15 protein-coding genes are annotated in these 22,241 nt (G+C 40.6%); 6 read left to right on the top strand and 9 right to left on the bottom strand.

Going from position 1 to position 22,241, the window contains the following annotated elements; all coding sequences use genetic code 11:
- The first annotated feature begins 17 nt into the window (after window positions 1–17).
- Window positions 18–5,099: a DNA repair ATPase gene (locus ABJE44_RS19170; RefSeq protein ID WP_348110900.1), complete on the top strand. Its 5,082-nt coding sequence runs from the start codon at window positions 18–20 to the stop codon at window positions 5,097–5,099.
- 801 nt (window positions 5,100–5,900) lie between these two features.
- Window positions 5,901–7,925 carry an ATP-binding protein gene (locus ABJE44_RS19165; protein ID WP_348110901.1) on the top strand — a complete coding sequence of 675 codons (2,025 nt, stop codon included), beginning with the start codon at window positions 5,901–5,903 and terminating at the stop codon, window positions 7,923–7,925.
- A gap of 116 nt (window positions 7,926–8,041) precedes the next feature.
- Here the strand turns inward: ABJE44_RS19165 and ABJE44_RS19160 are convergent, their stop codons facing one another.
- Both ABJE44_RS19160 and ABJE44_RS19155 read right to left on the bottom strand, forming a co-directional pair.
- On the bottom strand, window positions 8,042–8,989 hold the full coding sequence (locus ABJE44_RS19160; RefSeq protein WP_348110903.1) for an alpha/beta hydrolase: 948 nt from the start codon (window positions 8,987–8,989) through the stop codon (window positions 8,042–8,044).
- 223 nt (window positions 8,990–9,212) lie between these two features.
- Entirely contained in the window at window positions 9,213–9,755 is a 543-nt protein-coding gene (locus ABJE44_RS19155) for a TetR/AcrR family transcriptional regulator (RefSeq protein ID WP_348110904.1), read from the bottom strand.
- Window positions 9,756–9,890: 135 nt separating this feature from the next.
- On the opposite strand from ABJE44_RS19155, the gene ABJE44_RS19150 reads away from it, so the two are divergent.
- Window positions 9,891–10,325 carry a VOC family protein gene (locus ABJE44_RS19150; protein ID WP_348110906.1) on the top strand — a complete coding sequence of 145 codons (435 nt, stop codon included), beginning with the start codon at window positions 9,891–9,893 and terminating at the stop codon, window positions 10,323–10,325.
- Between the two features lie 9 nt (window positions 10,326–10,334).
- Window positions 10,335–11,270, top strand: a complete 936-nt coding sequence (locus ABJE44_RS19145; RefSeq protein WP_348110908.1) for a pyridoxamine 5'-phosphate oxidase family protein — start codon at window positions 10,335–10,337, stop codon at window positions 11,268–11,270.
- 225 nt (window positions 11,271–11,495) lie between these two features.
- Here the strand turns inward: ABJE44_RS19145 and ABJE44_RS19140 are convergent, their stop codons facing one another.
- From ABJE44_RS19140 to ABJE44_RS19110, 7 genes are all read right to left on the bottom strand, one after another.
- On the bottom strand, window positions 11,496–13,814 hold the full coding sequence (locus ABJE44_RS19140; protein ID WP_348110909.1) for a DUF1566 domain-containing protein: 2,319 nt from the start codon (window positions 13,812–13,814) through the stop codon (window positions 11,496–11,498).
- Between the two features lie 627 nt (window positions 13,815–14,441).
- Window positions 14,442–15,728 (bottom strand): phosphoribosylamine--glycine ligase, encoded by a 1,287-nt coding sequence (purD, locus tag ABJE44_RS19135; RefSeq protein WP_348110910.1) that lies wholly within the window; start codon window positions 15,726–15,728, stop codon window positions 14,442–14,444.
- 39 nt (window positions 15,729–15,767) lie between these two features.
- Window positions 15,768–17,378 (bottom strand): bifunctional phosphoribosylaminoimidazolecarboxamide formyltransferase/IMP cyclohydrolase, encoded by a 1,611-nt coding sequence (gene purH, locus ABJE44_RS19130; protein WP_348110911.1) that lies wholly within the window; start codon window positions 17,376–17,378, stop codon window positions 15,768–15,770.
- A 117-nt stretch (window positions 17,379–17,495) separates the two neighbouring features.
- Window positions 17,496–17,789 carry a DNA-binding transcriptional regulator Fis gene (gene fis, locus ABJE44_RS19125; RefSeq protein ID WP_133469908.1) on the bottom strand — a complete coding sequence of 98 codons (294 nt, stop codon included), beginning with the start codon at window positions 17,787–17,789 and terminating at the stop codon, window positions 17,496–17,498.
- A gap of 31 nt (window positions 17,790–17,820) precedes the next feature.
- A complete protein-coding gene (dusB, locus tag ABJE44_RS19120; protein ID WP_348111086.1) occupies window positions 17,821–18,834 on the bottom strand; it encodes a tRNA dihydrouridine synthase DusB in 1,014 nt (337 codons plus the stop codon).
- A gap of 226 nt (window positions 18,835–19,060) precedes the next feature.
- Window positions 19,061–19,378, bottom strand: a complete 318-nt coding sequence (locus ABJE44_RS19115) for a DUF962 domain-containing protein (protein ID WP_348110912.1) — start codon at window positions 19,376–19,378, stop codon at window positions 19,061–19,063.
- 136 nt (window positions 19,379–19,514) lie between these two features.
- Entirely contained in the window at window positions 19,515–20,423 is a 909-nt protein-coding gene (locus ABJE44_RS19110; protein WP_348110913.1) for a LysR family transcriptional regulator, read from the bottom strand.
- A gap of 176 nt (window positions 20,424–20,599) precedes the next feature.
- Between ABJE44_RS19110 and ABJE44_RS19105 the strand changes: the two genes are divergently transcribed.
- Window positions 20,600–21,166: an NAD(P)H-dependent oxidoreductase gene (locus ABJE44_RS19105; protein WP_348110914.1), complete on the top strand. Its 567-nt coding sequence runs from the start codon at window positions 20,600–20,602 to the stop codon at window positions 21,164–21,166.
- 44 nt (window positions 21,167–21,210) lie between these two features.
- Window positions 21,211–22,050: a pirin family protein gene (locus tag ABJE44_RS19100; protein WP_348110915.1), complete on the top strand. Its 840-nt coding sequence runs from the start codon at window positions 21,211–21,213 to the stop codon at window positions 22,048–22,050.
- Window positions 22,051–22,241: the final 191 nt, after the last annotated feature.

Genomic DNA, 22,241 nt, shown 5'->3' with positions numbered 1-22,241 from the left:
TAGCTGGGAGAGGCTTTATGGCAGAACAAGCTACAACAGATCAAAACCAAGTTGACCAAGCGGTTGCCGAGGGCGGGGCTTATGAAGTTATTCGCTCGCGCTTAACCGAGCAAGCGTCAGCTCTTAAACAAAAAGTCGATGTCCTTAATCAAGCTCGTATTGATGAGTTTGGTCAAGCGAAATTGGATGTACTTAGCCGAGTACGCGTCAGAACCGAAAACAACTGTGTAGCCAGAGATATAGTACCTGTTGGCGATAGTATTTTATTTGGCTACAACGTATTCATTGGCCTTAAAAAAGAAACCAAAGTACAAGATGTATTTGGTTTGTTTAAGCTCAAGCAAAGTGACACTGGATATGACCTTGAAGCCCAAGACCTAGCGGGTAGTTTTTTAGCAGATGCTAACTTTGTTAAAGAGTTCAGTGAGCTATATGTTTATTACAAAGAGGCTCGTTTAATTCAGCTTAAGGTGCAAAACCAGACGCTTTTTGCTGTGTTTCAAATTGGCCGAAAAATTGAAGATACGCGAGTATTTCAGTGGCGTGTTAACAAAGATGGTAGTGCTACTTATATAGACAACCGCGGTGAGCGGGCAATAAAAACACCTCCATCCCACGATTTTGAATGGCTAAAAGCAGGCCGTGAACAACACGAAACAGGCCAGCACCCACACGTTAATATTCTTGATTCTGTGTTTGTTGAAACCCTAAGCGGTCAGCTCACTATCAAGATCGAAAATAATACAGAAGATGGCTTAGGCATTTATAATGAGCCAGTAGATGACCAAACCCAAAGCTTGGCCGATGCTGATATTCAATATGCACAAATTGGTAGCTTGATACTCTTAAAAATTCAGCCCTACCGAGAAAAACAGTATCGTTATCTAGTATTTAACACCCGCACGAATCAAGTGACACGTATTGATGCTATAGGCTTGGCTTGCGTGTCGTTACCTGAAGATCACGGCATTATTTTCCCCGGTGGTTATTATCTACAGAATGGTGAAACTAAATCTTTCCCTGATGAGATAGAAGGTCTGCGTTTTAAACGTACTATCCGCTCGCCCAATGGCGAAGATGTCTTGTATGTGTTTTACGAGCCAGAGTCTGGTTTAGTGGGCTTGTATTCTTACAATCTTATTCGTAAAGCCTTACAAAATCCTATCTACGCCCACGGGTACAGTGTGTTTGAAAACGGCACTATGGTGGTGTTTGTGGCTGAAGACGAAGCGACTCGGGTACACCCTATGCAAGTGTGGGAAACCCCTTATTTCAGTCAAGAACATGCCGCTAAACAGCCCACAAGCGACAGCTTTTTTAGCCGCATTGGCAATAAAGAATTAGTACGGGGTATTTCAGATTTAATTGCCATTAATCGCAGTGTGGCTAACCCAAATCCCAGTCGTAATTTATACGAAGACTTAATCAAAACCTGTCGCACTATGTTCGACAGTTATTATTGGTTAACCGAGCCCGAAGTGGGTGGTCTAGGTGAGGTCGTTAAAAACATTACCGCTACTGCTGAGTTAGTAATCGATGAATTTATTAAAGTTGAGCAAATCCGCCTTCAGGCTGACAAAGCCCTAGCTCAAGCCGAGCAAAAACAGGCTGATGTGTTAACTACTGTTAAGATTAGTGATTGGCAATCGCCCGAACAATATGTGGACTGTTTAACGGCTTTACGACAACAGCGTGGTCACTTGATCACCCTTAAAGATCAGCGTTATATCAACAAAACTCGTATTACCGAGTTAGATAGCCAAGTAACTGAACAGTTTGAAATTGTCAGTAGTGCTACCGTTGAGTTTTTAGCGGCAGACAAAGCCTTACAGCCATACCACGACAAAATTATTACCTTAGAAAATAGTGTGGCTGAAGTTGCACTAGTAGTTGATATTAAGCCATTAATCGATGAGCTAGATGGTTTATCTGTTGGCTTAGATTTATTAACCGAGATATTGAATGGCTTAAAAGTTGATGACGCTACTGTAAGAACTAAAATTCTTGACGATATTTCTGAGATCTATGCCAAGTTAAACCAAGTTAAAGCCCAAGGTAAAAAGCGCCGCAAAGAACTAGGTTCTGGTGAGTCTTCTGCTGAATTTGCGGCACAGTTCCGTTTGTTTTCCCAAAGTATTAATAGCGCCATTGCCATGGTGGATACGCCAGAAAAAGCTGACGAACAACTATCACGGCTAATGATTCAGCTCGAAGAGTTAGAGTCCAAATTTAGTGAGTATGATCAGTTTTTATCCGACATTATGGATAAACGTGAAGAATTACATAGTGTGTTCGAAAGTCGTAAACAAAGCTTATTAGAAGACCAACAGCGTCGCTCGCAAAATTTATTTGGTGCTGCCGAACGTATTTTAAAAGGCGTCGCCCGTCGTGCTTACTCTTTTGGCGATGCAGACCAGTTAAATACATACTTTGCCTCAGACCCCATGGTGATGAAAATCGCCGATTTGGTGGCGCAATTACGTGAATTGAATGACCCAGTTAAAGCTGATGATTTAGAAGCACAACTAAAAGCTGCAAAAGAACAAGGTATTCGCAGTTTACGGGATAAGCAGGATATTTTTGAAGACGGTGGCGCTGTTATCAAGTTAGGCAAACATAAGTTTAGTGTGAATTCACAAAACTTAGACCTAACCTTGTTACCCCGTGATGATGGTCTATATCGCCACTTAGTGGGCACAGACTATTTTGAACAACTCGACAATCAAGAGTTGAACGAACTCAAACCTTATTGGCAACAGGCGTTAGTATCTGAAAATCAGCAAGTAAGCCGTATTGAATATTTAACCTCTTTAATTATTCGTGATGCTGAGCAACAACAAAATGGTCAGTCAATTAATGCCTTATACAAACTAGCGGATGATCCAAAGGCCTTACTTGAACTGGTATGCCAGTATATTGCAGCTCGCTATCAAGAAGGCTACGAAAAAGGCGTGCATGACTCAGATACCGTTAAGGTTTTACAAGCTATTTTACCTGTGCATCAAAAGGCAGACTTATTACGTTTTGCCCCTAAAGCCCGTGGTTTAGCCATGATGTTTTGGGCGTTTTCAAGCCGAGACAAAAACCAAGAAAAGATTTGGCAAAGTCATGCTTTTAGTGCCCAGCTTTTGGCAAATTCCTTTAATAGCCTTAAGGGTTTTGAGCAACTACAGCAAAGTTTGCTGCAAAGATTACAAGGATTTTGTGAGCAATTTGGATTAACCTTTAGTTACAACGAAATTCAGCAAAGTACAGAATACTTAAGTGCAGAATTGGCGCACAACAAACTCGCCTTTATCAGTAGCCAGCCAGCTAAAAGTTTATCTGAGAGTTTTACTAAGCAGTTAGATGCCTTGGGCCATGGTCACGAATTCCAAGCAGCCATGGCACAGTTTAATCAGTTAATTGAGCAGGCTCCAACTGATGGGGTTTATATTTCGGGCTTAGAAGAGCAGTGGTCACTTACTAACGCTTGGTTAGCGGCTACTTTGTCTGAGAGTGATAGGGTGCAACTCGCCCACTATTTACCAGAAGCCGCAGCCCTTATTATTTGCCGAGACAAGCTAAATACTCGCCCTAGTCAGGTCGATCTAAATGTCACCATTGATGGCTTGTTGAGTGATCACTCAAATATTCAAGATAGCCAACTGCTTATAGCCCTAGATGAATTTAGCGAACGGCTAAACCAATATCATATCCAGCATGTCGCGAATTTTCATCGATATCATGAATTACGCCAGCAACAAATGGAGCTAAGCAAGCAAGAGCTACAACTCGATGCTTACAAGGCGAAACCCCTTAGTTCGTTTGTGCGAAACCGTTTAATTAACGAAGTGTATCTGCCTATTATTGGCGATAACCTAGCTAAACAAATGGGCACTGTGGGCGACAATAAACGTACCGATTTAATGGGGCTGTTATTACTTATATCGCCACCAGGTTATGGTAAAACCACCTTGATGGAATATGTAGCCGACCGCTTAGGCTTGGTGTTTATGAAAATAAACTGTCCGTCACTTGGTCATGATGTTACCTCAATCGATCCTGAAAATGCACCTAATGCTACTGCCCGCCAAGAGCTTGAAAAACTTAACTTAGGCTTAGAAATGGGTAGTAATGTGATGTTGTATTTAGATGATATTCAACATACCCATCCTGAGTTTTTACAAAAGTTCATCTCGCTATGTGACGGCACCAGGCGTATCGAAGGGGTATGGAAAGGCCAAGCTAAGACTTATGACATGCGGGGTAAAAAATTCTGTGTGGTCATGGCGGGTAACCCCTACACAGAGTCTGGGGATGTGTTTAAAGTGCCTGATATGTTGGCAAACCGCGCTGACATCTACAACTTAGGGGATGTACTAGGAGGCAAAGAAGAGCAGTTTGCCCTGAGTTACATTGAAAACTCCCTAACCTCTAACCCAGTGTTAGCTCCCCTTGCATTAAGAGATATGCAAGATGTCTATAAATTAGTGGCTATGGCACAAAATGGTGAAACCAGCAGTAGCGACTTAAGCCATCAATATAGCGGTGCAGAGGTGAACGAGATCATCAGTGTGTTAAAGCACTTAAGCGCCATTCAAGATGTGATTTTGAAAGTAAATTTACAATACATACAATCAGCGGCTACCGCAGAAGACTATCGCGAAGAGCCGCCCTTTAAACTACAAGGTAGTTATCGCAACATGAATAAAATGGCCGAAAAAGTCTCGGCTGTGATGAATCATGACGAGCTAATGCAGTTAATTGGTGACCACTACACAGGCGAAGCTCAAACCCTTACTTCGGGCGCCGAAGAAAACCTACTTAAACTGGCAATTTTGCGGGGCGTGATGGACGACGAAAAAACCGCCCGCTGGCAGCATATTTGTAGTGCCTTTAGCAGTAAGCAAACCCTAAAAGTAGAGGGCGACCCCACTACCCAAGCGGTGCAACAACTTGGGCAAATGGCGAGCTCGTTAGAAGCCATAAAGCTTGATATGCAACAATCTGATACCACAGACCTAATCAAGCCCATAAACCGCGTAGCCACTGCCATGCACCTGTTAAGTAAGGTGTGGTCTGGCGCTACTGAGGATGATTTTAAAAAGAATAAATAGTTTTAAACGTTAAATAGATTAATCAAGGCGAATTATCACCTAAGAATAAAGAGTCTTAAATATGAATGGTGCAGGTGGTAGTTCCGGTGGTATTGGTCAATTTTTTATTGGCGCAAAAAACCTGGTTAATGATTGGTTTAGTCACTGTATTTATGATCTTTGAAAAAGATTGATGCAAAATATAGCTGAGTTAGAAAATGCGCTTTTTAGTGATGGCCATTGTGTCAGTATTCGGTAACAAATGTCAGTTTAAATCACCTCTCCTAATGGCTATGCTAATGGCAAGTTAAGATACAGATTACCTAATGAATACTAACGTCTTAAGGAGCGTTTGATGATGACTGAAAGAGTTATTATTCAAATAGTTGCAGTTCAGTTAATGCTCTTTAGAGTAGGTAACATGTCAAATGCCAAGCCCCTTAATTATGTTGTGTGGTAAGTGCATTTCAGTATCAATTAACTTTGAATAATTTAAAATTCAAATTAGTTCAAAATAGGCCGATATAATGCTGTGCAAGGTACAGTACCTGATAATAATGTTTACGACTTCTACTTGTTGTTGTACACCTGTAAAGTGGTCTTGTTGAATAGATTATTATTTCCCGAGTGATGCCTGTAATATCTCTCATTATCTTTATAGCTCAAACTTTACGATTAGTTTTAGTGCCAGCTACGCTAGCAGTTGTTGAGTTTAAGGTTGCAGTATTGAGCACCACCATAGTTTCGTTTTACAGTTTATTTTAATGGGTAATTTATAATTAAATTTTCGCTCCAATGACGATATAAAATGGATATATTGAGATGAACGAGTCCGAGTACAGGGCGTTAGTAAATGAAAATAAGAAGCTAAAAAGTCAAATTAATGAAGTTTGTTTCGAAAGGGACAAATATAAAAAGCTGTTTGACATTTCTGCTGATGCCCTCTCAATTATTGATATGAGTACAGGAACTTATATTGAATGTAATTCGTCTGCCGTTGCGATGCACGGAGTTGATAGTGAAGAGAGTTTTCTTAAGTTAACACCCGCTGACTTATCTCCAGAGCTCCAACCTTGTGGTCGAAAATCTAATTATATGGCAATGGAATACATTCAAAAGGCCCTGCAGGGGCAGCCGCAAGTTTTCCAGTGGCAGTATATAAAGTTAGATGGTTCGACATTTCCAAGCTTAGTGTCGTTAACTGCCATACCTGTTGGAGATAGGCCTCTTGTGCTAGCTGTTGGCAGAGATTTATCTGATTTAGTGAAGACCCAAATTAAGTTAGTTGACGCTCATGTTGATGCCAAACACTTTGAACGGGCTTATTTATTAGAAAAAGAAAAGTTTAAACAGTTTGTTAATTTAGCCCCAGTTGGAGTGGCTATAAATAGAATAGAAGATGGTTTATTTGATTATGCTAACCAAGAGTTAATTGGTTTTTCTGGTTATGAGCTAGAAGAGCTTAATGCTTTATCTTATTGGCAGCTCACCCCGGAGAAATATAAAGAATTAGATGAGGAACAGCATCGCTTATTGACCGCTACAGGTCGCTACGGGCCGTACATAAAAGAGTATATTCACAAGTCAGGGCATAGCTATCCAGTACAATTGTCTGGGATAAAAATTAAAGGAGAGGATGGTAAAGATTATACTTGGTCAGTGATTCAGGATATAAGTGAGCGGCACCAGACTGAAAGCTTACTACGAGAAGCGAAACAACAGGCTGAAAGCTCTAACAATGCAAAAAGCCTATTTGTCTCAAATATGAGCCATGAGATACGTACTCCTTTAAATGCAATTTTAGGCATTTTGCAGTTGCTGCAACGGGATATTAATAATTCTAAAAACCAAAAGTTGATCCCTCAGGCAATCTACTCAGCCAATTCATTACTACGGATAATTAACGATATTCTGGATTACTCCAAAATTGAAGCAAACCAATTAACTATAGAAAATGTTGAATTCTCTATTCTGAACATAACAGAGTCAGTTATTTCAGATATGTTACCCATCGCTCTCAGTAAAGATTTAGGTATTAATATTTGTTTTGAGGAGAACATTCCTAGAATTTGGATAGGTGATCCCGTCAGAATTAGGCAAATTCTTCTTAACCTGGTATCAAATGCAATCAAGTTCACCGAAGAAGGTGGAGTAACTATTCGCCTTAGTGATACTCATAAGAACAATATACCTGGTGTCGCAATTGAGTTAACAGACACGGGTATAGGCATGTCTGAAGAAGCACTAAGTGTGTTATTTGAAAGGTTTACACAAGCCGATGCATCCATTACCAGAAAATTCGGTGGCACCGGGCTGGGTATGTCGATTACTAAAGATTTAGTGTCTTTAATGGAAGGTGACATTAGTATTAAAAGCACCGAAGGCAAAGGGACCACATTTACTATTTTCTTGCCTCTAAAAAAATCGACTAAGGTTGAGGTCTCAAAAGTTGAAGCTAAGACTATTGAGGTTCCAGACCTCAGTGATAAGCGAATTCTTATTGCAGAAGATAACATAATCAATCAAGAGATTATTAAGTCGATGCTACAAGAAACGAATGCAGAACTTTATTTTGCTGAAAACGGAGAAGAAGCCGTTAGTATGTTTGGTTTATGTCACCCTGATATCATTCTTATGGATATTCAGATGCCCATTATGGATGGAAAGCAGGCATTTAGAGTTATTAGGCAACACAACACAAGTGTTCCAATTGTTGCACTTACCGCAAACGTTATGTCAGAAGATATTGAAGAGTATAAGTCCATGGGGTTCACTGGCTTTTTAGGTAAGCCTTTTGATTTGCAGAATTTGTATTCTTATTTGAAAGGTAGTTTTCAGAGTCAATAGATAAATTAAAAGGGTAAATTATATTTAGCTATATAAATGCTAGTGAGCTGATGAGTAGTTTAGTCATTTTCAAAAGTATATCAGGTAGCCTATATAGACTACCTCTAGGTTTAAAATTATGGCTTTGAAGCTTTTTGAGTTTCAAGAGTATTCATAAAAGCAGTGATATATTTGGCGACGGCTACTGGTTTTTCTTCTACTGTAAAATGCCCCGAATCTAACAAGTGTAATTCTGCATTAGGTAAATCTTTTAAATAGGCTTGTGCACCAGCTGCGATAAACGCTGGATCTTTTTTACCCCATATAATTAAAGTTGCTGGTTGGTATTGCCTAAGATAAGCCTGCCATTTGGGGTAATCTAGCAAGTTATTGTAATAATCTTGCAGTAGCTTAACTTGAATCAGCCTGTCTTGTTGAGTCTGTAAAAAATGTAAATCGTGAGTCCAGCTATCTGGGTTCATAATACTGGTATTATCGGCTACATCTCTTAGGTATTGCTTGTAGATGATTGCTTGCTCACCGGTAAATGAATAAAGCTTATCGAGTTGTGCTTGCGATCTATCTTGATTGGCTTGCTTGAAAAATGCTTGACGTTGTGGTGTTAAGCCTTCGAGATAAGCATTGCCATTTTGCACGATTAAAGCGTCTAATTTCTTTGGGTTTTTCAGTAACATTCTAAACCCAACTGGTGCCCCAAAGTCTTGAATGTATAGGCTATATCTTTCTACTTTGAGATGTTGAAGTAATGCGGTTATATATTCGGCCAATACCTCAAACGTGTAATCTTGATTTGAAGGGGCAGGTCGGTCACTGAAACCTGATCCTAAATAATCAGGCGCAATCACATGGTAGCGGCCAGATAAAAGTGGGATAAGTTCACGATAGGTATGCGACGATGAAGGATAACCATGCAACAAAACTATGGTTTGCTTATGTTGTGTGCCAGCTTCTCGGTAAAATATTTTTTGTTCTTTGATATTGGCGTAATGGTACTGGGTTTTTGTTGGCCAAGTGGCATCAGCTGCTTGTACGCTAAATGCAAATAAATAAAATACGATGAGCACTACACTGCTGAAGGTTGAAAGCTTGTTGAATGCGTCCGTCGAGGGCCTTACCTGGTTAGCAATAAAACTAGCGTGTATCTTTATTAAAAAGAACGGTTTGATTGATTTAAATGGGAGCATAAATTTTTTCGAAGATAGTATTTAATGATCAAGACCAAAGCACGGCTTGTTTTAATTCAAAAATATTCCCTTATATTTTTCAATGGTATGTAAGTATTCACTTCTAGCTGGTGCTGATTAAATATTGAGCCATTTCTTTTGCCATTAGCGCTGCGTTTTTAACGCCTCTGGTGTGCGCCATCACAATTGCCCCTTCAATGAGTAAGCCGATTTGCTCCGCTAGGTTTTTATCTGCAACAGAGAGTTGAGTCTTGATTAAATCGACAATTGTTTGCTTGTGCTCCGCTGCAAATACATGAATAGGGTCGTGGGCTTCGGCGTATTCAGCGCTGGCATTGATAAAGTTACAGCCATAGAAGTCGTCGCTGTTGAACCATTCATGTAATCCGTCAAATATCCCTAATACTGGATGCGAACCTGTTTGCGCGGCTTCTTCAATCTTAGTGTTTATATTGCTTAATATTTGATTATGTCGTTGTTTTAGAACGGCTAAGATCAACTCCTCTTTACTGCGAAAGTGTTTATATAAGGTGGCTTTTGACACCCCAGATTGCGCCAAAATTAAGTCAATTCCCGTGGCGTGATAACCATTTTGATTAAATAAGGTTAGTGCTGTGTCGACTAGGTGTTGTTTTCTTGGCTGCATCTTATTTGATCTTAGTTTTTCTGGCGTACCTAAATTATAAACACTTTTATCTTGACGTAAACAAGTCTGTTCACCTATAGTGATGAACAGATCTGTTCACTTTTGTCAGATAACTTTATATTAAGGTCAATTATTATGTGCAGTACAAGCAGTCAAGCTGTTGCCGAAACAACTAAACTTAACACCCTAGGTATTCATCATTTAGGCCTTAACGTGCCTGATATTAAACAAACTGCGGCGTTTTTTATTGAGCAATTAAACTTTAAAAAAGTCGGTGAAAAGCCCGAGTACCCCGCTATTTTTGTGTCTGATGGCACGGTAATGTTAACCCTTTGGCAGGTTGCTGATGTCGGCAATATGGTCACCTTTGACCGTAAAAAGAATATTGGGCTGCATCACTTTGCTCTTAAGGTAGAAAATGCCGAGGTACTGAATAATTTGTATCAACAACTCAAGCTGCTTGATAGCGTTGAAATTGAATTTGCTCCAGAGCCATTAGGTGATTTACCTATTTCACACATGATGTGTTTTATTCCTGGTGGTATCCGCCTTGAACTAATAACGGCTTAAGGCGTACCCATGAGTAATGAGCTGCTGTCCGTTTGGCATAAGGGTGAACAGAATATTCAGAAAAGGGCTGGCACTTACCAGCGTATGGTTGATATTGGGCCTAAGTTTATCCGTGAGTTTATGCCGCAGCAGCATCGAGACTTTTTTAGTGCATTGCCCATGATATATATTGGCTATACCGATCACCTTTCGCAGACTCGTGCCAGTATGTTATTTGGTGCAGCTAACTTTATTCAGTCGCCTAGTGAAACCGAGCTCATTATTAATACCCAACATTCATTGGGAGATTACATTCTAGATGACATCAAGGTAGGCGACCGAGTGGGGTTGTTGGGCCTTGAGTTCGAAACTAAGAGACGTAATCGTGCAAGCGCAATCATTACCGAAATTAATCAGAAAAACATCCGTTTAACGATATTGCAAAGCTATGGCAATTGCCCTAAATACATCCAGCCTAAAATATTTAGGAAAAACCGAAATTATGGTGAATTTTCTACAACAATTAGCCAGCAACTCAACCAAAGTGACAAACATATAATATCTAGCGCTGACGCATTTTTTATTGCGAGTCATTTTGATGATGGGCAGCAACTTAATAACCGCGGTGCTGATATATCCCACCGTGGTGGCAGCGCTGGTTTTGTGTCAATTAACTCACAAGGGCAGTTGCTGGTAGACGATTATCTAGGTAATGGCTTTTTTAATACCCTAGGTAACCTGTTAGAAAACCCTATTGCGAGTTTACTGTTTTGTGATTGGCACAGTGGCCATGCTTTACATGTGACTGTTTCAAGCCAAATAATTTGGCATGGTGAAACAAAACAAACAAGTCGCATATTAACAACAAAAAAAGACACGGGTAGCGATCAGGTTAAGCGAACCTTGTGTTTCTCTGTTATGAAAATAGAACGATTTATAAATGCATTGGCATACCGAGCGAGCTAGTTAAATATTTGAGCGCTTTGTAGTTAGATGTTTGTAGTTGTTAGGAATTACGGTTTACCGTAACTGCATACAAACAAAACTAAGGCTGTCATTGTTATCCGCAATAGAACTTAGCTCCTAATAGAAGCCACCGTAATTAAAATTGAAGTCGCATTTATTCTGAGTTAACAACTTTTTGTTGGAAACTGCGAGTTACATTTTCAGGATTTAGGCGTTAGTTAATAACTAACGCTGCTTGGGAGGTCCTGTAGGGGCTTCGTCTACGGTAATATACCCATCGTTGTTTTTATCTATATGCTTAAAATGATTTGCTCCACCTTTAAACTCTGAACTTGATATTTTTCCATCTCCGTTTTTGTCTAATCTATTGATAAATTTATTCTGACCAGAGGATGAAAGTTGTTTTTTGTTTGTTAGTTGCGGTTCTTTTTTGGCGCTCACTGAATATTGACTAATATTTTCAGTGGATGCAGTTGTTGTTACTTCTATTGACCCGCCTCTTACACTTCGAACATAGTTTTTCACTCGGATCATGTCCCCTTGAGGGCCCCTAGATATAGGCTCTCCGGTTTTAGAATCGCTGCGCTGAGCACCTGCTCCGTGAACATCCATTATGCTACCATGCATTTCCCCCAAGGCTTTTCCGAAAGCAATATAGACTGCATTTTTCTCTGGAATGGGCCCATCAAGATGGGTCGTCGAACTCCAATAATACGGATAATCTTTTTCATCAGCTTCATTGATAATACTGGACGTTTGGAAAATGGGATTAATAGCAGCCGACCCAGACGTTGCAGGAGAGCGGGTATAATCAACAATGCTTTGTAGCTCTTTAGCATTGGGTAATCGCCAGTCATCATGTCCAGCTAAACTTAAATTTTCGGTATATTCCAGTGCCGATTGCCAATTCAAACCTTCATTGCTATCAGCCTGTTGCCACGTTAATCCTGTTGCAGCATCTGTGATAGTGCCATCCCCGTTGTCTACAAAATTGTTCTCACCGTAAGCGTTATTGTCCCTTACAAACCTAAAATACATTTTATTAGGTGCTCGAGTACGAGGGTTATATTTTGGGTAACCTTTAATTCGCCCATCAACAAAGTTAACGCCAAATACGGTTTCGTCATTTTTCATGGTTTTTGCAACGTACTCTGTGCTGCTCCACACTTGCGCATCAATTTCTCGCTCGCCTTGGCTGGTGTCCCCTAGTGGTTGCTCAAAGTATTTTGTATCGATGAAGGGAGTAATGGCTTTTTCACCTTTTACCGCTCCGGTAAATTGGATCAAAGAATAGAGCTCTTTGAGTGTTGCTATACGCCAATCGGTATGGCCAGCTAACTCTAGTCCCTGAATTTTATCAAGGGCCTCTTTGTACGATAATTTGTCACTCAGATCTTTGTGCCACATTAAACCAGTCACATTATCCGTAATAGTGCCATCTTGATTGTCGGTGTAAGAGGGTTCATTGATTATATAACTTCCATCCTGACCAAAAAAATCATCGCCTTCAGTTGGTAGTGAAATCACACCGTCATTGCTATAAAAGGTTTTTTGCCCTGTATCGACTATTGGATAAGACACATTGATGTTTGATGCGCTTGCTGTATGTTTGTTATCTGCTTTTTTAAGCACCGTGAGATCTTCTGCAAAAATAACAGTACCGCTGTAGTTTTTTCGGATCTTTTTTAAGCTGGCGTCGGTATCCACAGCATCAGCGTTAAAGTGCGTGTAAACTAAATTTTTGACTTTGGCTTGTTTGGCCATTGAACTGGAATCGGCTAAATCTAAGTGAGCGCGGGTACGAGAGCTTTTATTTTTAGACTTGCCCCTTTCTGAGCCTCCTGATGATTTTTTTGTATTTCGATTTATACCTCGCCCCCCGGTCATAATCATGCCACCGGAGTCGATTATCATAAAATCAACATCTTTAGCAAAGGCAGGTAACGTTTCTGAATAAGTAAGATCGCCGGTAATAACAATAGATTGGTCATTGTAGTCAAAGCGGTAAGCAATAGTATGGATCGTATGGGGAACTTGGATAGTATTGACACTAATGTCGCCAATATTAAAGGATTCACCACCTTGAATATCTCTAACATCAAAGGCTTTTTGACGTTCAGCAAGGGTTCTTTGGCTTTTACTTAAGCGATAGGAAATATCTTCTTTATACAAGGCCAAGTTTGCTTCGGTTAGCTTAACGGTATTAGGGGGGCCAATAATGGTGAAATTATTGCGACCCAGAAGAGAGCGGATAAAAATAGGAACAAATTCTTCGTTATGATCAAGGTGATGATGAGTAAAAAGCAAATTGGATAAGTCACGCACCTCAATGCCTAACTTGTCTAAATTAGCTTGAGCACCATTACCCATATCAACCAAAATATGAGTATCTCCTGCAGAGACCAAAACGCTAGCACTTGCTCTATTTTCATTGTAAATAGGCGAACCTGAACCAATAATCGTGGCAGTGAGTTGTTCTTCAGCTTTGACAGAGCTTGTAAGGACCGCACTCAATAAAAAAAGCCCCGCTATAATATCTCGCATTAAGCACCCTTAATCTTTTTATGGTAAAAATAGAGGAGTACTATACAAACCTATCAAAGCATTCAATAGTAACTTTACAAAGATTTACAAGGGATGAATTTATGGGCGACCAACCACTTTTTACCGAACAGAAAGTATTTTATAAATGTTCGGCGCTACGTATTTATAGCCGAAAATAAACATCTGAAATAGAACAAGTAGATAAGAAATCTTAGGTAAAGAAACTTAATATATTGAAATGAAAAAATTAGTAGATGAGTGCCTTTTTATTTTATAAATTTCTGTTTTTCAAGAAGCAAAAAAAACAATAAAGCTCATGTATTCGACTTTTAATACCAGAACTTATCTTACGAAATTCATAAAAATAGACCTGACTGCTCGCTTTCAATATTTCCCATGTATTTGTAGAATTAAAAATGTATGGAAAGATATATTCTTAAATTTAAATTATAATAAACAGTACCTTACTGTTATTTCATAGACGCATTTAAATGTGAATAATAAATGTTTTGCAAGTAAGAACAAATGTTATTTAAGAGCTTATGGGTTTGGAGTGAGTTGATGGCATGCCCAAAAAAATAAAAAAAGCGCCGAAGCGCTTTTTAAAATGTAATAACCAGTGTTTGGTTACTTATTTTGCTCACGAGCAATGGCGCGGTAAGCAATATCATCACGATAAAACATACCTTCCCAGCTAATAGTTTTTACAAGTTCATAAGCATTTTGTTGAGCTTCGGTCACTGTGTTACCTAATGCGGTAGCGCAAAGTACACGGCCGCCATTAGTGGTGACCTTGCCATCAATGTTTTTAGTGCCAGCATGAAACACTTTAGCCTCGCTATTACCTAACTCTAGGCCAGATATCACATCACCTTTGTTGTAGCTACCAGGGTAACCACCTGCAGCAAGTACCACACCCACCGATGCTCTGGGATCAAAAGCGGCTCGTATCTGGTCAAGTTTGCCATCAAGGGCGGCTTCAACCAATTCGACCAAATCAGATTGTAAACGTAACATGATAGGTTGAGTTTCAGGATCACCAAAGCGGCAATTGTATTCAATTACCTTAGGTGTACCGTCAGCCATAATCATCAGGCCAGCGTATAAGAAGCCTACGTATGTATTGCCTTCAGCCGCCATACCATTTACGGTTGGGTAAATGACTTCATCCATCACTCGCTGGTGGATGTCTGGAGTCACAACGGGGGCCGGTGAATAAGCACCCATACCGCCTGTGTTAGGGCCAGAGTCGCCATTACCTACACGTTTATGATCTTGGCTAGTGGCAAAAGGTAGAACGTTTTTACCGTCAACCATAACGATAAAGCTGGCTTCTTCACCATCAAGAAACTCTTCAATCACCACACGACTTCCGGCTTCACCAAATACGTTACCTGCTAACATATCGCGAATCGCATCTTCGGCTTCATCTAGTGTCATCGCAACTATGACGCCTTTACCCGCTGCTAAACCATCAGCTTTAATAACAATAGGTGCGCCTTTTTGCTGTACATAAGCAATAGCCGGCTCTATTTCAGTAAAGTTTTGGTAGTCGCCAGTGGGTATTTTGTGACGTTCTAAAAAGTCTTTAGTGAAGGCTTTAGACCCTTCAAGTTGAGCCGCGGCCTGAGAAGGACCAAAGATGGCTAAACCTTCAGCCTGAAACGCATCTACCACACCTAATACTAAAGGCACTTCTGGGCCAACTATGGTTAAGTCCATTTGGTTTTCTCTAGCAAATGCTAGCAATGCAGGTACATCTTCAGCCCCTACATCAACATTGACTAATTTATCTTCAAGGGCAGTACCGGCATTACCCGGAGCTAAAAACACTTGGGTCACTTTGCTAGATTGTGCTGCTTTCCAAGCTAGAGCATGTTCGCGACCACCGCCGCCAATAATCAATACTTTCATCAAATTAGCCTTTAATGCTTATTTATAGAGAAACGGTTCTTAGTGCTTAAAGTGACGCATACCAGTGAAGACCATAGCAATGCCATGTTCGTCTGCAGCATCAATCACTTCTTGGTCACGCATTGAGCCGCCAGGTTGAATAATAGCGCTTATACCAGCTGCTGCAGCGGCATCTATACCATCACGGAACGGGAAGAATGCATCTGATGCCATTACCGACCCTTCAACTTGTAACCCTTCGTCAGAAGCTTTAATACCGGCAATTTTGGCTGAGTAAACGCGGCTCATTTGGCCGGCGCCCACACCGATTGTCATGCTGTCATTACAATAAACTATGGCGTTAGATTTAACGTATTTAGCGACTTTCCAAGTGAACATTAGATCTTTAAGCTGTTGCTCAGTAGGTTTTACTTTAGTAACAACTTGTAATTCGTCTTGCTCAACCATACCGAAGTCACGGTCTTGAACTAATAAACCACCATTAACACGTTTAAAGTCATGGCCTTCGGTTAACTGTCCTTGCCAATCACCACATGCTAGTAGACGTACGTTTTTCTTAGCTGCGACCACTTCAACAGCTGCATCGCTAACCGTAGGTGCGATTATCACTTCAACAAACTGACGATCAACAATAGCTTGGGCGGTAGCTGCATCTAACTCGCGGTTGAAAGCGATAATGCCGCCAAAGGCTGAGGTTGGGTCTGTCTTGAAAGCGCGGTCGTAAGCAGACAAAATGTCATCGCCTAAAGCTACACCACAAGGATTTGCGTGTTTAACGATAACACATGCAGGCACATCAAACTCTTTAACGCACTCTAAAGCTGCGTCGGTATCGGCGATGTTGTTGAACGATAATGCTTTACCTTGAAGTTGAGTCGCAGTAGCAACCGAGGCTTCTTGAATGTTGTTTTCAACATAGAATGCCGCTTCTTGATGGCTGTTCTCACCGTAACGTAAATCTTGCTTCTTAGTGAATTGCATATTGTAAGTACGTGGGAACAGGCTGTACTCAGGCTCACAACAACCTGTTTCGCACTCATTTTCTTCGATCATGGTGCCAAAATAGTTAGCTATCATGCCATCGTATTCAGCAGTATGCTCAAAAGCGGCTATGGCTAAATCAAAACGTGTTGCTTGGCTAACAGCATTGCTGTTGGCTTGCATTTCTTTTGTTACGCGTGCGTAATCTTTAGCGTTTACAACAATCGTCACATCTTTATTATTTTTAGCTGCGGCGCGCACCATAGTGGGCCCGCCAATATCGATATTCTCAATGGCATCTTCTAAACTGCAGTCGTCGTTGGCAACAGTAGCTGCAAATGGATACAAGTTAACTACCACTAGATCGATTGGCTGAATATTGTTGTCTGCCATAACTTGTTCGTCTTGACCACGACGAGCTAAAATTCCACCGTGAATCTTAGGGTGTAAGGTTTTCACGCGGCCGTCCATGATTTCAGGGTGACCTGTATAATCAGAGGCTTCAATAACTGTTAATCCGTTGTCGCTAAGTAACTTTGCGGTACCGCCAGTAGATAGCAACTCTACCCCTTGGCTCGCTAAAAATTGGGCAAACTCTAATAAACCTGTTTTATCAGATACGCTGAGAAGTGCTCTACGGATGGGTGTTACTGGTGAATCGTTTTGCATGCTGGTTCCACTATTAATTAAAGCCAAAATACGAAGATAGGGTTTACTTGACTACTTGGTCATAGTCTTTACAAACAAAAAGAGCACCATAAGGTGCTCTTTTATATACAGACTGACTTAGTTCATGCCGTACTGTTTTAATTTCTTGCGTAGTGTACCACGGTTGATACCTAACATGATTGACGCACGGGTTTGGTTGCCGCGTGTGAAGGTCATGATTTCTTCTAGCATAGGCGCTTCAACTTCAGCCATAACTAACTCATATAAGTTTTCGATGTTAGTGTTATCAAGTTGCTTAAGGTACTTGTTTACAGCTTGTTTTACAGAATCGCGAAGAGGCTTTTGAGCCTGAGTTTGCGAAGGAGTCGTTACCGTAGTGGTAAAAGGAGAAGTTACATTTTGTTCGAACATATAGAAATCTTGCTCTTTAAGTTAGTCGTTATCATACAGCAGTTGACGTAAGCGCGCCCATAGGCGTGGTTGCTTGTTCATCTGCCAATTTATCAAAGTACACCGCTAATTCATCGAGTTGCTGCCTTGCATCTTCGATAACATTAAACTTTGCACGGAACAGCCGTTGCTGATCTTTTTCTGCCAAATACCAGCCCACATGTTTGCGAGCAATTCTGCATCCCATAAACTCACCATAAAATTGATGAACATTGGCGACGTGTTCTAGCAATACGCTACTCACTTCTTCAATGCTGGGGGCAGCCAGTATTTGACCTGTTTGCAGGTAATGTAAGATTTCTCGAAAAATCCAAGGGTGACCTTGGGCGCCTCGACCAATCATTACAGCATCTGCTTCGGTGTATTCCAGAACGTACTTAGCTTTAAGGGCGTCTGTAATATCACCATTGGCGACAACAGGGATAGACACAGCTTGTTTAATAGCCTTAATGGTGTCGTATTCTGCATCGCCTTTGTACATACAGGCTCGGGTGCGACCATGCACCGCTAATGATTGAATGCCGTTGTCTTGTGCAATTTTAGCTATTAACAAGCCATTGCGATTTTCGACATTCCAACCTGTGCGTATTTTTAAAGTAACCGGAACATTTACTGCTGCAACCACAGCCTGAATGATTTTCTCAACCAGAGCTGGGTCTTGTAATAAAGCTGAACCGGCTAACTTCTTATTTACTTTTTTAGCGGGGCAACCCATGTTGATATCAACAATCTGCGCCCCGTTTTTTACATTAAATTGTGCCGCTTGTGCCATTAGCTCAGGATCAGACCCGGCAATTTGCACAGAACGTAAGCCTTCTTCACCTTCATGGTCCATTCGTTGTTTGGACTTATCTGTGTTCCAAACCCTTGGATTAGAAGAAAGCATTTCTGATACCACTAGGCCCGCACCTAAACGTTTACATAATTGTCTAAACGGGCGATCAGTTACTCCAGCCATTGGCGCGAGCATTAAATTGTTTTCTAACGTATGCGGACCTATCTGCATCATATAAGGAGTTGTTTGCCTTTATTTAAATCGTGCAAAAAATGTTCGTCATGTCAAAAAGGGGCGCAAGTTTACGGTTTTTTTGTGAGCTTGAAAAGGCTCCAAATAAAAGATATTTGTACTTTTTTTAGTCAAACCATATTGACTTTAAAAAAACATAGGTTTTTTGAGGGATTATTTGGTTTTATAGAAGGGCTAACTAAAAAACGGCTAATCTCAAAATACCTTAAAAGGGAATTTTTCCAAATAATATATCTTTGAACATGACCCAATCACCTAATAGGCTGTAAAAAGGATGTTTAAACGTAGCGGGTTTGTTGTGTTCAAAAAAGAAATGTCCTACCCAAGCAAAGCCATAACCTAAAATGGGTAATAACCATAACAGTGACCACTGAGCGGTTACTAAAGTGTAAGCAACTAATATTAAAATTAATGCTGAACCAACAAAGTGTAAGCGTCGACAAGTGTTATTTTTATGCTCAGACAGGTAATAAGGATAAAACTCAGCAAAGCTAGTAAATGTTTGTTGGCTTGTGGTGGTCATAATTAACGTTCCGTTCAGCGATTGTTCAAAACGGTAACATAGTGAGGTTTATGGAAATGTCTACTTAGCGACAATTCAAACAATATATAAGTGGGTGATAAACGTGAAGGTAGCTGTAAGGCCATCAATGGAGTGGTTAATTGATCCGCCAATATGGCGTGTCACCAAAATAAGCAACGAGAAAGTCTATAAGTCCCCTGACCCGTTGTGATAGGTGCCGAGTCTTAGGGTAAACAGCATAGGCATTAACTGCCTTACCTGTTAGTTGTTCACAAAATAATGGTATTAACTGTCCGGCGCTTATGGCTTGATAACAAATAAAGTCTGGCCCTAACAGTAAGCCTCTGCCAGCAATGGCTTCTTCACATAAGTAGCTGCCATTATTTGAGCTCACTGTAACAGGGATTTTGATTGTCACTTCTGCACCATCACCTGAAGTAAATCGCCAAGCATCGGTGATGAGGTTGTACCTTAAGCGAACATGTCCATTGTTTAAATCGCTAGGGGCTTTAGGTTCACCATACCTTTTTAAATAAGCGGGGCTAGCACATAAAACAGGGGTCATAGAGGTTATCTTTCTGGCAATTAGGCTAGAGTCTGCCAAATTAGAAATTCTGATGGCCAAATCGTACCCATCCTCTATTAAATCCACTTTTCGGTCGTTGAAGTCCACATCAAAAAATATATTGGGGTGCGCATCGTTAAATTGGCGTAGAGCGGGTGCTAGGTGTTTAAGCCCGAAGGAAAAGGGCACTGAAAGTCTAATTTTACCTGCGAATGAACAGTGCTCATCTTTTATACTAGATTCAACTTCGGCTAAGTCTTCTATGATACGAATACATTCTTGGTAATAATTGCGACCTGAATCAGTCAATATTTGCGAGCGAGTCGTGCGGGTCAATAATGTTACACCCAGACGCTTTTCTAATTCGGTTAACTTACGGCTTACCGCCGATTTCACTATGTCTAGCTGTTCTGCGGCTTTAGTAATGCTGCCTGCCTCAACAATACGTACAAAGGTTTGCATATCTTCAAATTGATTCATTCGCTTTTGAGTCCGCCCCTTTTCAGTTACCTCTAGCGAAGAGCCTAACATTTAGCATTATTGTTCACAATATGAGAACAATGATTTCAGTTTTAGGTTATTTTTCTTTTTTATATCAACAGTAATATAGCTATCAGTTCAGAATCATTCCTTAAACTTTATTGGAGAATACAAAAATGAAAACAGTTTTATCAATTAATTCCAGCGGTCGTTACCAAGATTCTTTAACCAGACAAGTGTCTGCAAAGTTAATCGCAGAACTTAAAAGTCAGCATACAAATTTACAAATAAAAGAACGGGACATAGCCTCTGGTTTATCTTTTATCGATGAGCAGTGGATTGGCGCTAACTTTACTGACCCTGAGCTAAGAGAGCAGCCTCAGAAGGAAACGTTAGCTTTTTCTGATGTGTTAGTGAAAGAACTGCAAGATGCAGACGAGATTGTCATCGGTTCCCCAATATATAATTTTGGTGTACCTGCTGTCCTCAAAGCTTGGGTTGATTTAGTGGCTCGTGCTCGCGTCACTTTTCGTTATACCGAAAATGGTCCAGAAGGGTTACTAAAAAATAAAAAAGTGTACTTGGTTATGGCTTCAGGTGGTGTACCAATTGGCAGTGCAATGGATCTAGCGACTCCCTACTTAAAGCAGGTAATGGGCTTTATCGGGATCACAGATGTTACTGTCGTAGATGCGACTAAAATAGATTTAGGCAGCGATAACATACTTACCAACTCGCAATGAACTTAATCGTGCATACTTTTTAATTTGAAAAAAGGAGCCCCAAAATGGCTAGATTTAGAAATATACAACAGGTGTTTAGAGGGCTCCCTGCTTCAGATGGCGCTGGGGTGCAATTGACTCGTATTATTGGTACTCCTTATATCAATATGCTTGACCCTTTTTTATTGTTAGATGCCTTTGGCTCTGACCAGCCTCAAGATTATATCGCAGGATTTCCGCCTCACCCCCATCGCGGTTTTGAGACTGTCACTTACATGCTAGCAGGCAAGATGCGACATCAAGACAGTGCAGGTAACAACGGCATTATAGAAGCTGGTGGGGTGCAGTGGATGACAGCAGGAAAAGGAATTATTCATTCAGAAATGCCAGAGCAAGAACAAGGTTTGTTGTCTGGGTTTCAATTGTGGGTGAACTTACCCAGCTCACACAAGATGACCGAACCCAGTTACCAAGAGAAAACCCATGATGAAATTCTTATCGAAGAGCATCAAGGTGTAAGGATTAAGGTTATTGCGGGCACCACACAAAATGGCACCCAAGGCATAGTAAATAATACCTTTGTCGAACCGATTTATTGGGATATTCATCAGCAAGTAGGTACAAATTTTACTAATACCGTCACTCTAGGACACAATGCTTTTATCTATGTTTACGAAGGAGCCATTCTACTACATGGCTCAGAGGAGACTATTACCCATGGTCAATTAGCGGTGCTCACAGATGGTGATTCGGTTGATATAACCGCGCTAAGGGATGCTAAATATTTGCTCATTGCCGGTAAACCATTAAATGAGCCTGTCGCCCGTGGCGGACCTTTTGTGATGAATACCCAAGAAGAAGTCAATCAAGCATTTAGTGATTATCAAGTGGGAAAACTTGCTTAATGCCAATCCCCATTCATAAGTCGTTACTCTGCGAGAGTTTAAATGTACTTAATCAAGGCGTTTGAATGAAGGAATAGCGGTGCTCTTTTGAGTTCGAACAACACAAAATCGTTGCAATACGAGTTGTTAGACTACTTCGAAAACCAATAGGTATCTTGTATGTCCGAAGCAACTAGCCCCATCTAGAGAAG

It is taken from the genome of Paraglaciecola sp., from assembly GCF_039942875.1.
GTDB lineage: Bacteria > Pseudomonadota > Gammaproteobacteria > Enterobacterales > Alteromonadaceae > Paraglaciecola.
Note: the sequence above shows the minus strand (reverse complement) of the source record. Positions and strands in the feature narration are given on the sequence as shown.

Excerpts from the sequence above, each read along its gene's own strand:
- ABJE44_RS19155 (WP_348110904.1), bottom strand. The coding sequence starts at position 9,755 with ATGCAGCCAAGAAAACAACACCTAGTCGACACAGCACTAACCTTATTT.
- ABJE44_RS19170 (WP_348110900.1), top strand. The coding sequence starts at position 18 with ATGGCAGAACAAGCTACAACAGATCAAAACCAAGTTGACCAAGCGGTT.
- ABJE44_RS19110 (WP_348110913.1), bottom strand. The coding sequence starts at position 20,423 with ATGAATCAATTTGAAGATATGCAAACCTTTGTACGTATTGTTGAGGCA.
- ABJE44_RS19165 (WP_348110901.1), top strand. The coding sequence starts at position 5,901 with ATGAACGAGTCCGAGTACAGGGCGTTAGTAAATGAAAATAAGAAGCTA.
- ABJE44_RS19150 (WP_348110906.1), top strand. The coding sequence starts at position 9,891 with ATGTGCAGTACAAGCAGTCAAGCTGTTGCCGAAACAACTAAACTTAAC.
- ABJE44_RS19100 (WP_348110915.1), top strand. The coding sequence starts at position 21,211 with ATGGCTAGATTTAGAAATATACAACAGGTGTTTAGAGGGCTCCCTGCT.
- ABJE44_RS19115 (WP_348110912.1), bottom strand. The coding sequence starts at position 19,378 with ATGACCACCACAAGCCAACAAACATTTACTAGCTTTGCTGAGTTTTAT.
- fis (WP_133469908.1), bottom strand. The coding sequence starts at position 17,789 with ATGTTCGAACAAAATGTAACTTCTCCTTTTACCACTACGGTAACGACT.
- ABJE44_RS19145 (WP_348110908.1), top strand. The coding sequence starts at position 10,335 with ATGAGTAATGAGCTGCTGTCCGTTTGGCATAAGGGTGAACAGAATATT.
- ABJE44_RS19140 (WP_348110909.1), bottom strand. The coding sequence starts at position 13,814 with ATGCGAGATATTATAGCGGGGCTTTTTTTATTGAGTGCGGTCCTTACA.
- dusB (WP_348111086.1), bottom strand. The coding sequence starts at position 18,834 with ATGCAGATAGGTCCGCATACGTTAGAAAACAATTTAATGCTCGCGCCA.
- purD (WP_348110910.1), bottom strand. The coding sequence starts at position 15,728 with ATGAAAGTATTGATTATTGGCGGCGGTGGTCGCGAACATGCTCTAGCT.
- ABJE44_RS19105 (WP_348110914.1), top strand. The coding sequence starts at position 20,600 with ATGAAAACAGTTTTATCAATTAATTCCAGCGGTCGTTACCAAGATTCT.
- purH (WP_348110911.1), bottom strand. The coding sequence starts at position 17,378 with ATGCAAAACGATTCACCAGTAACACCCATCCGTAGAGCACTTCTCAGC.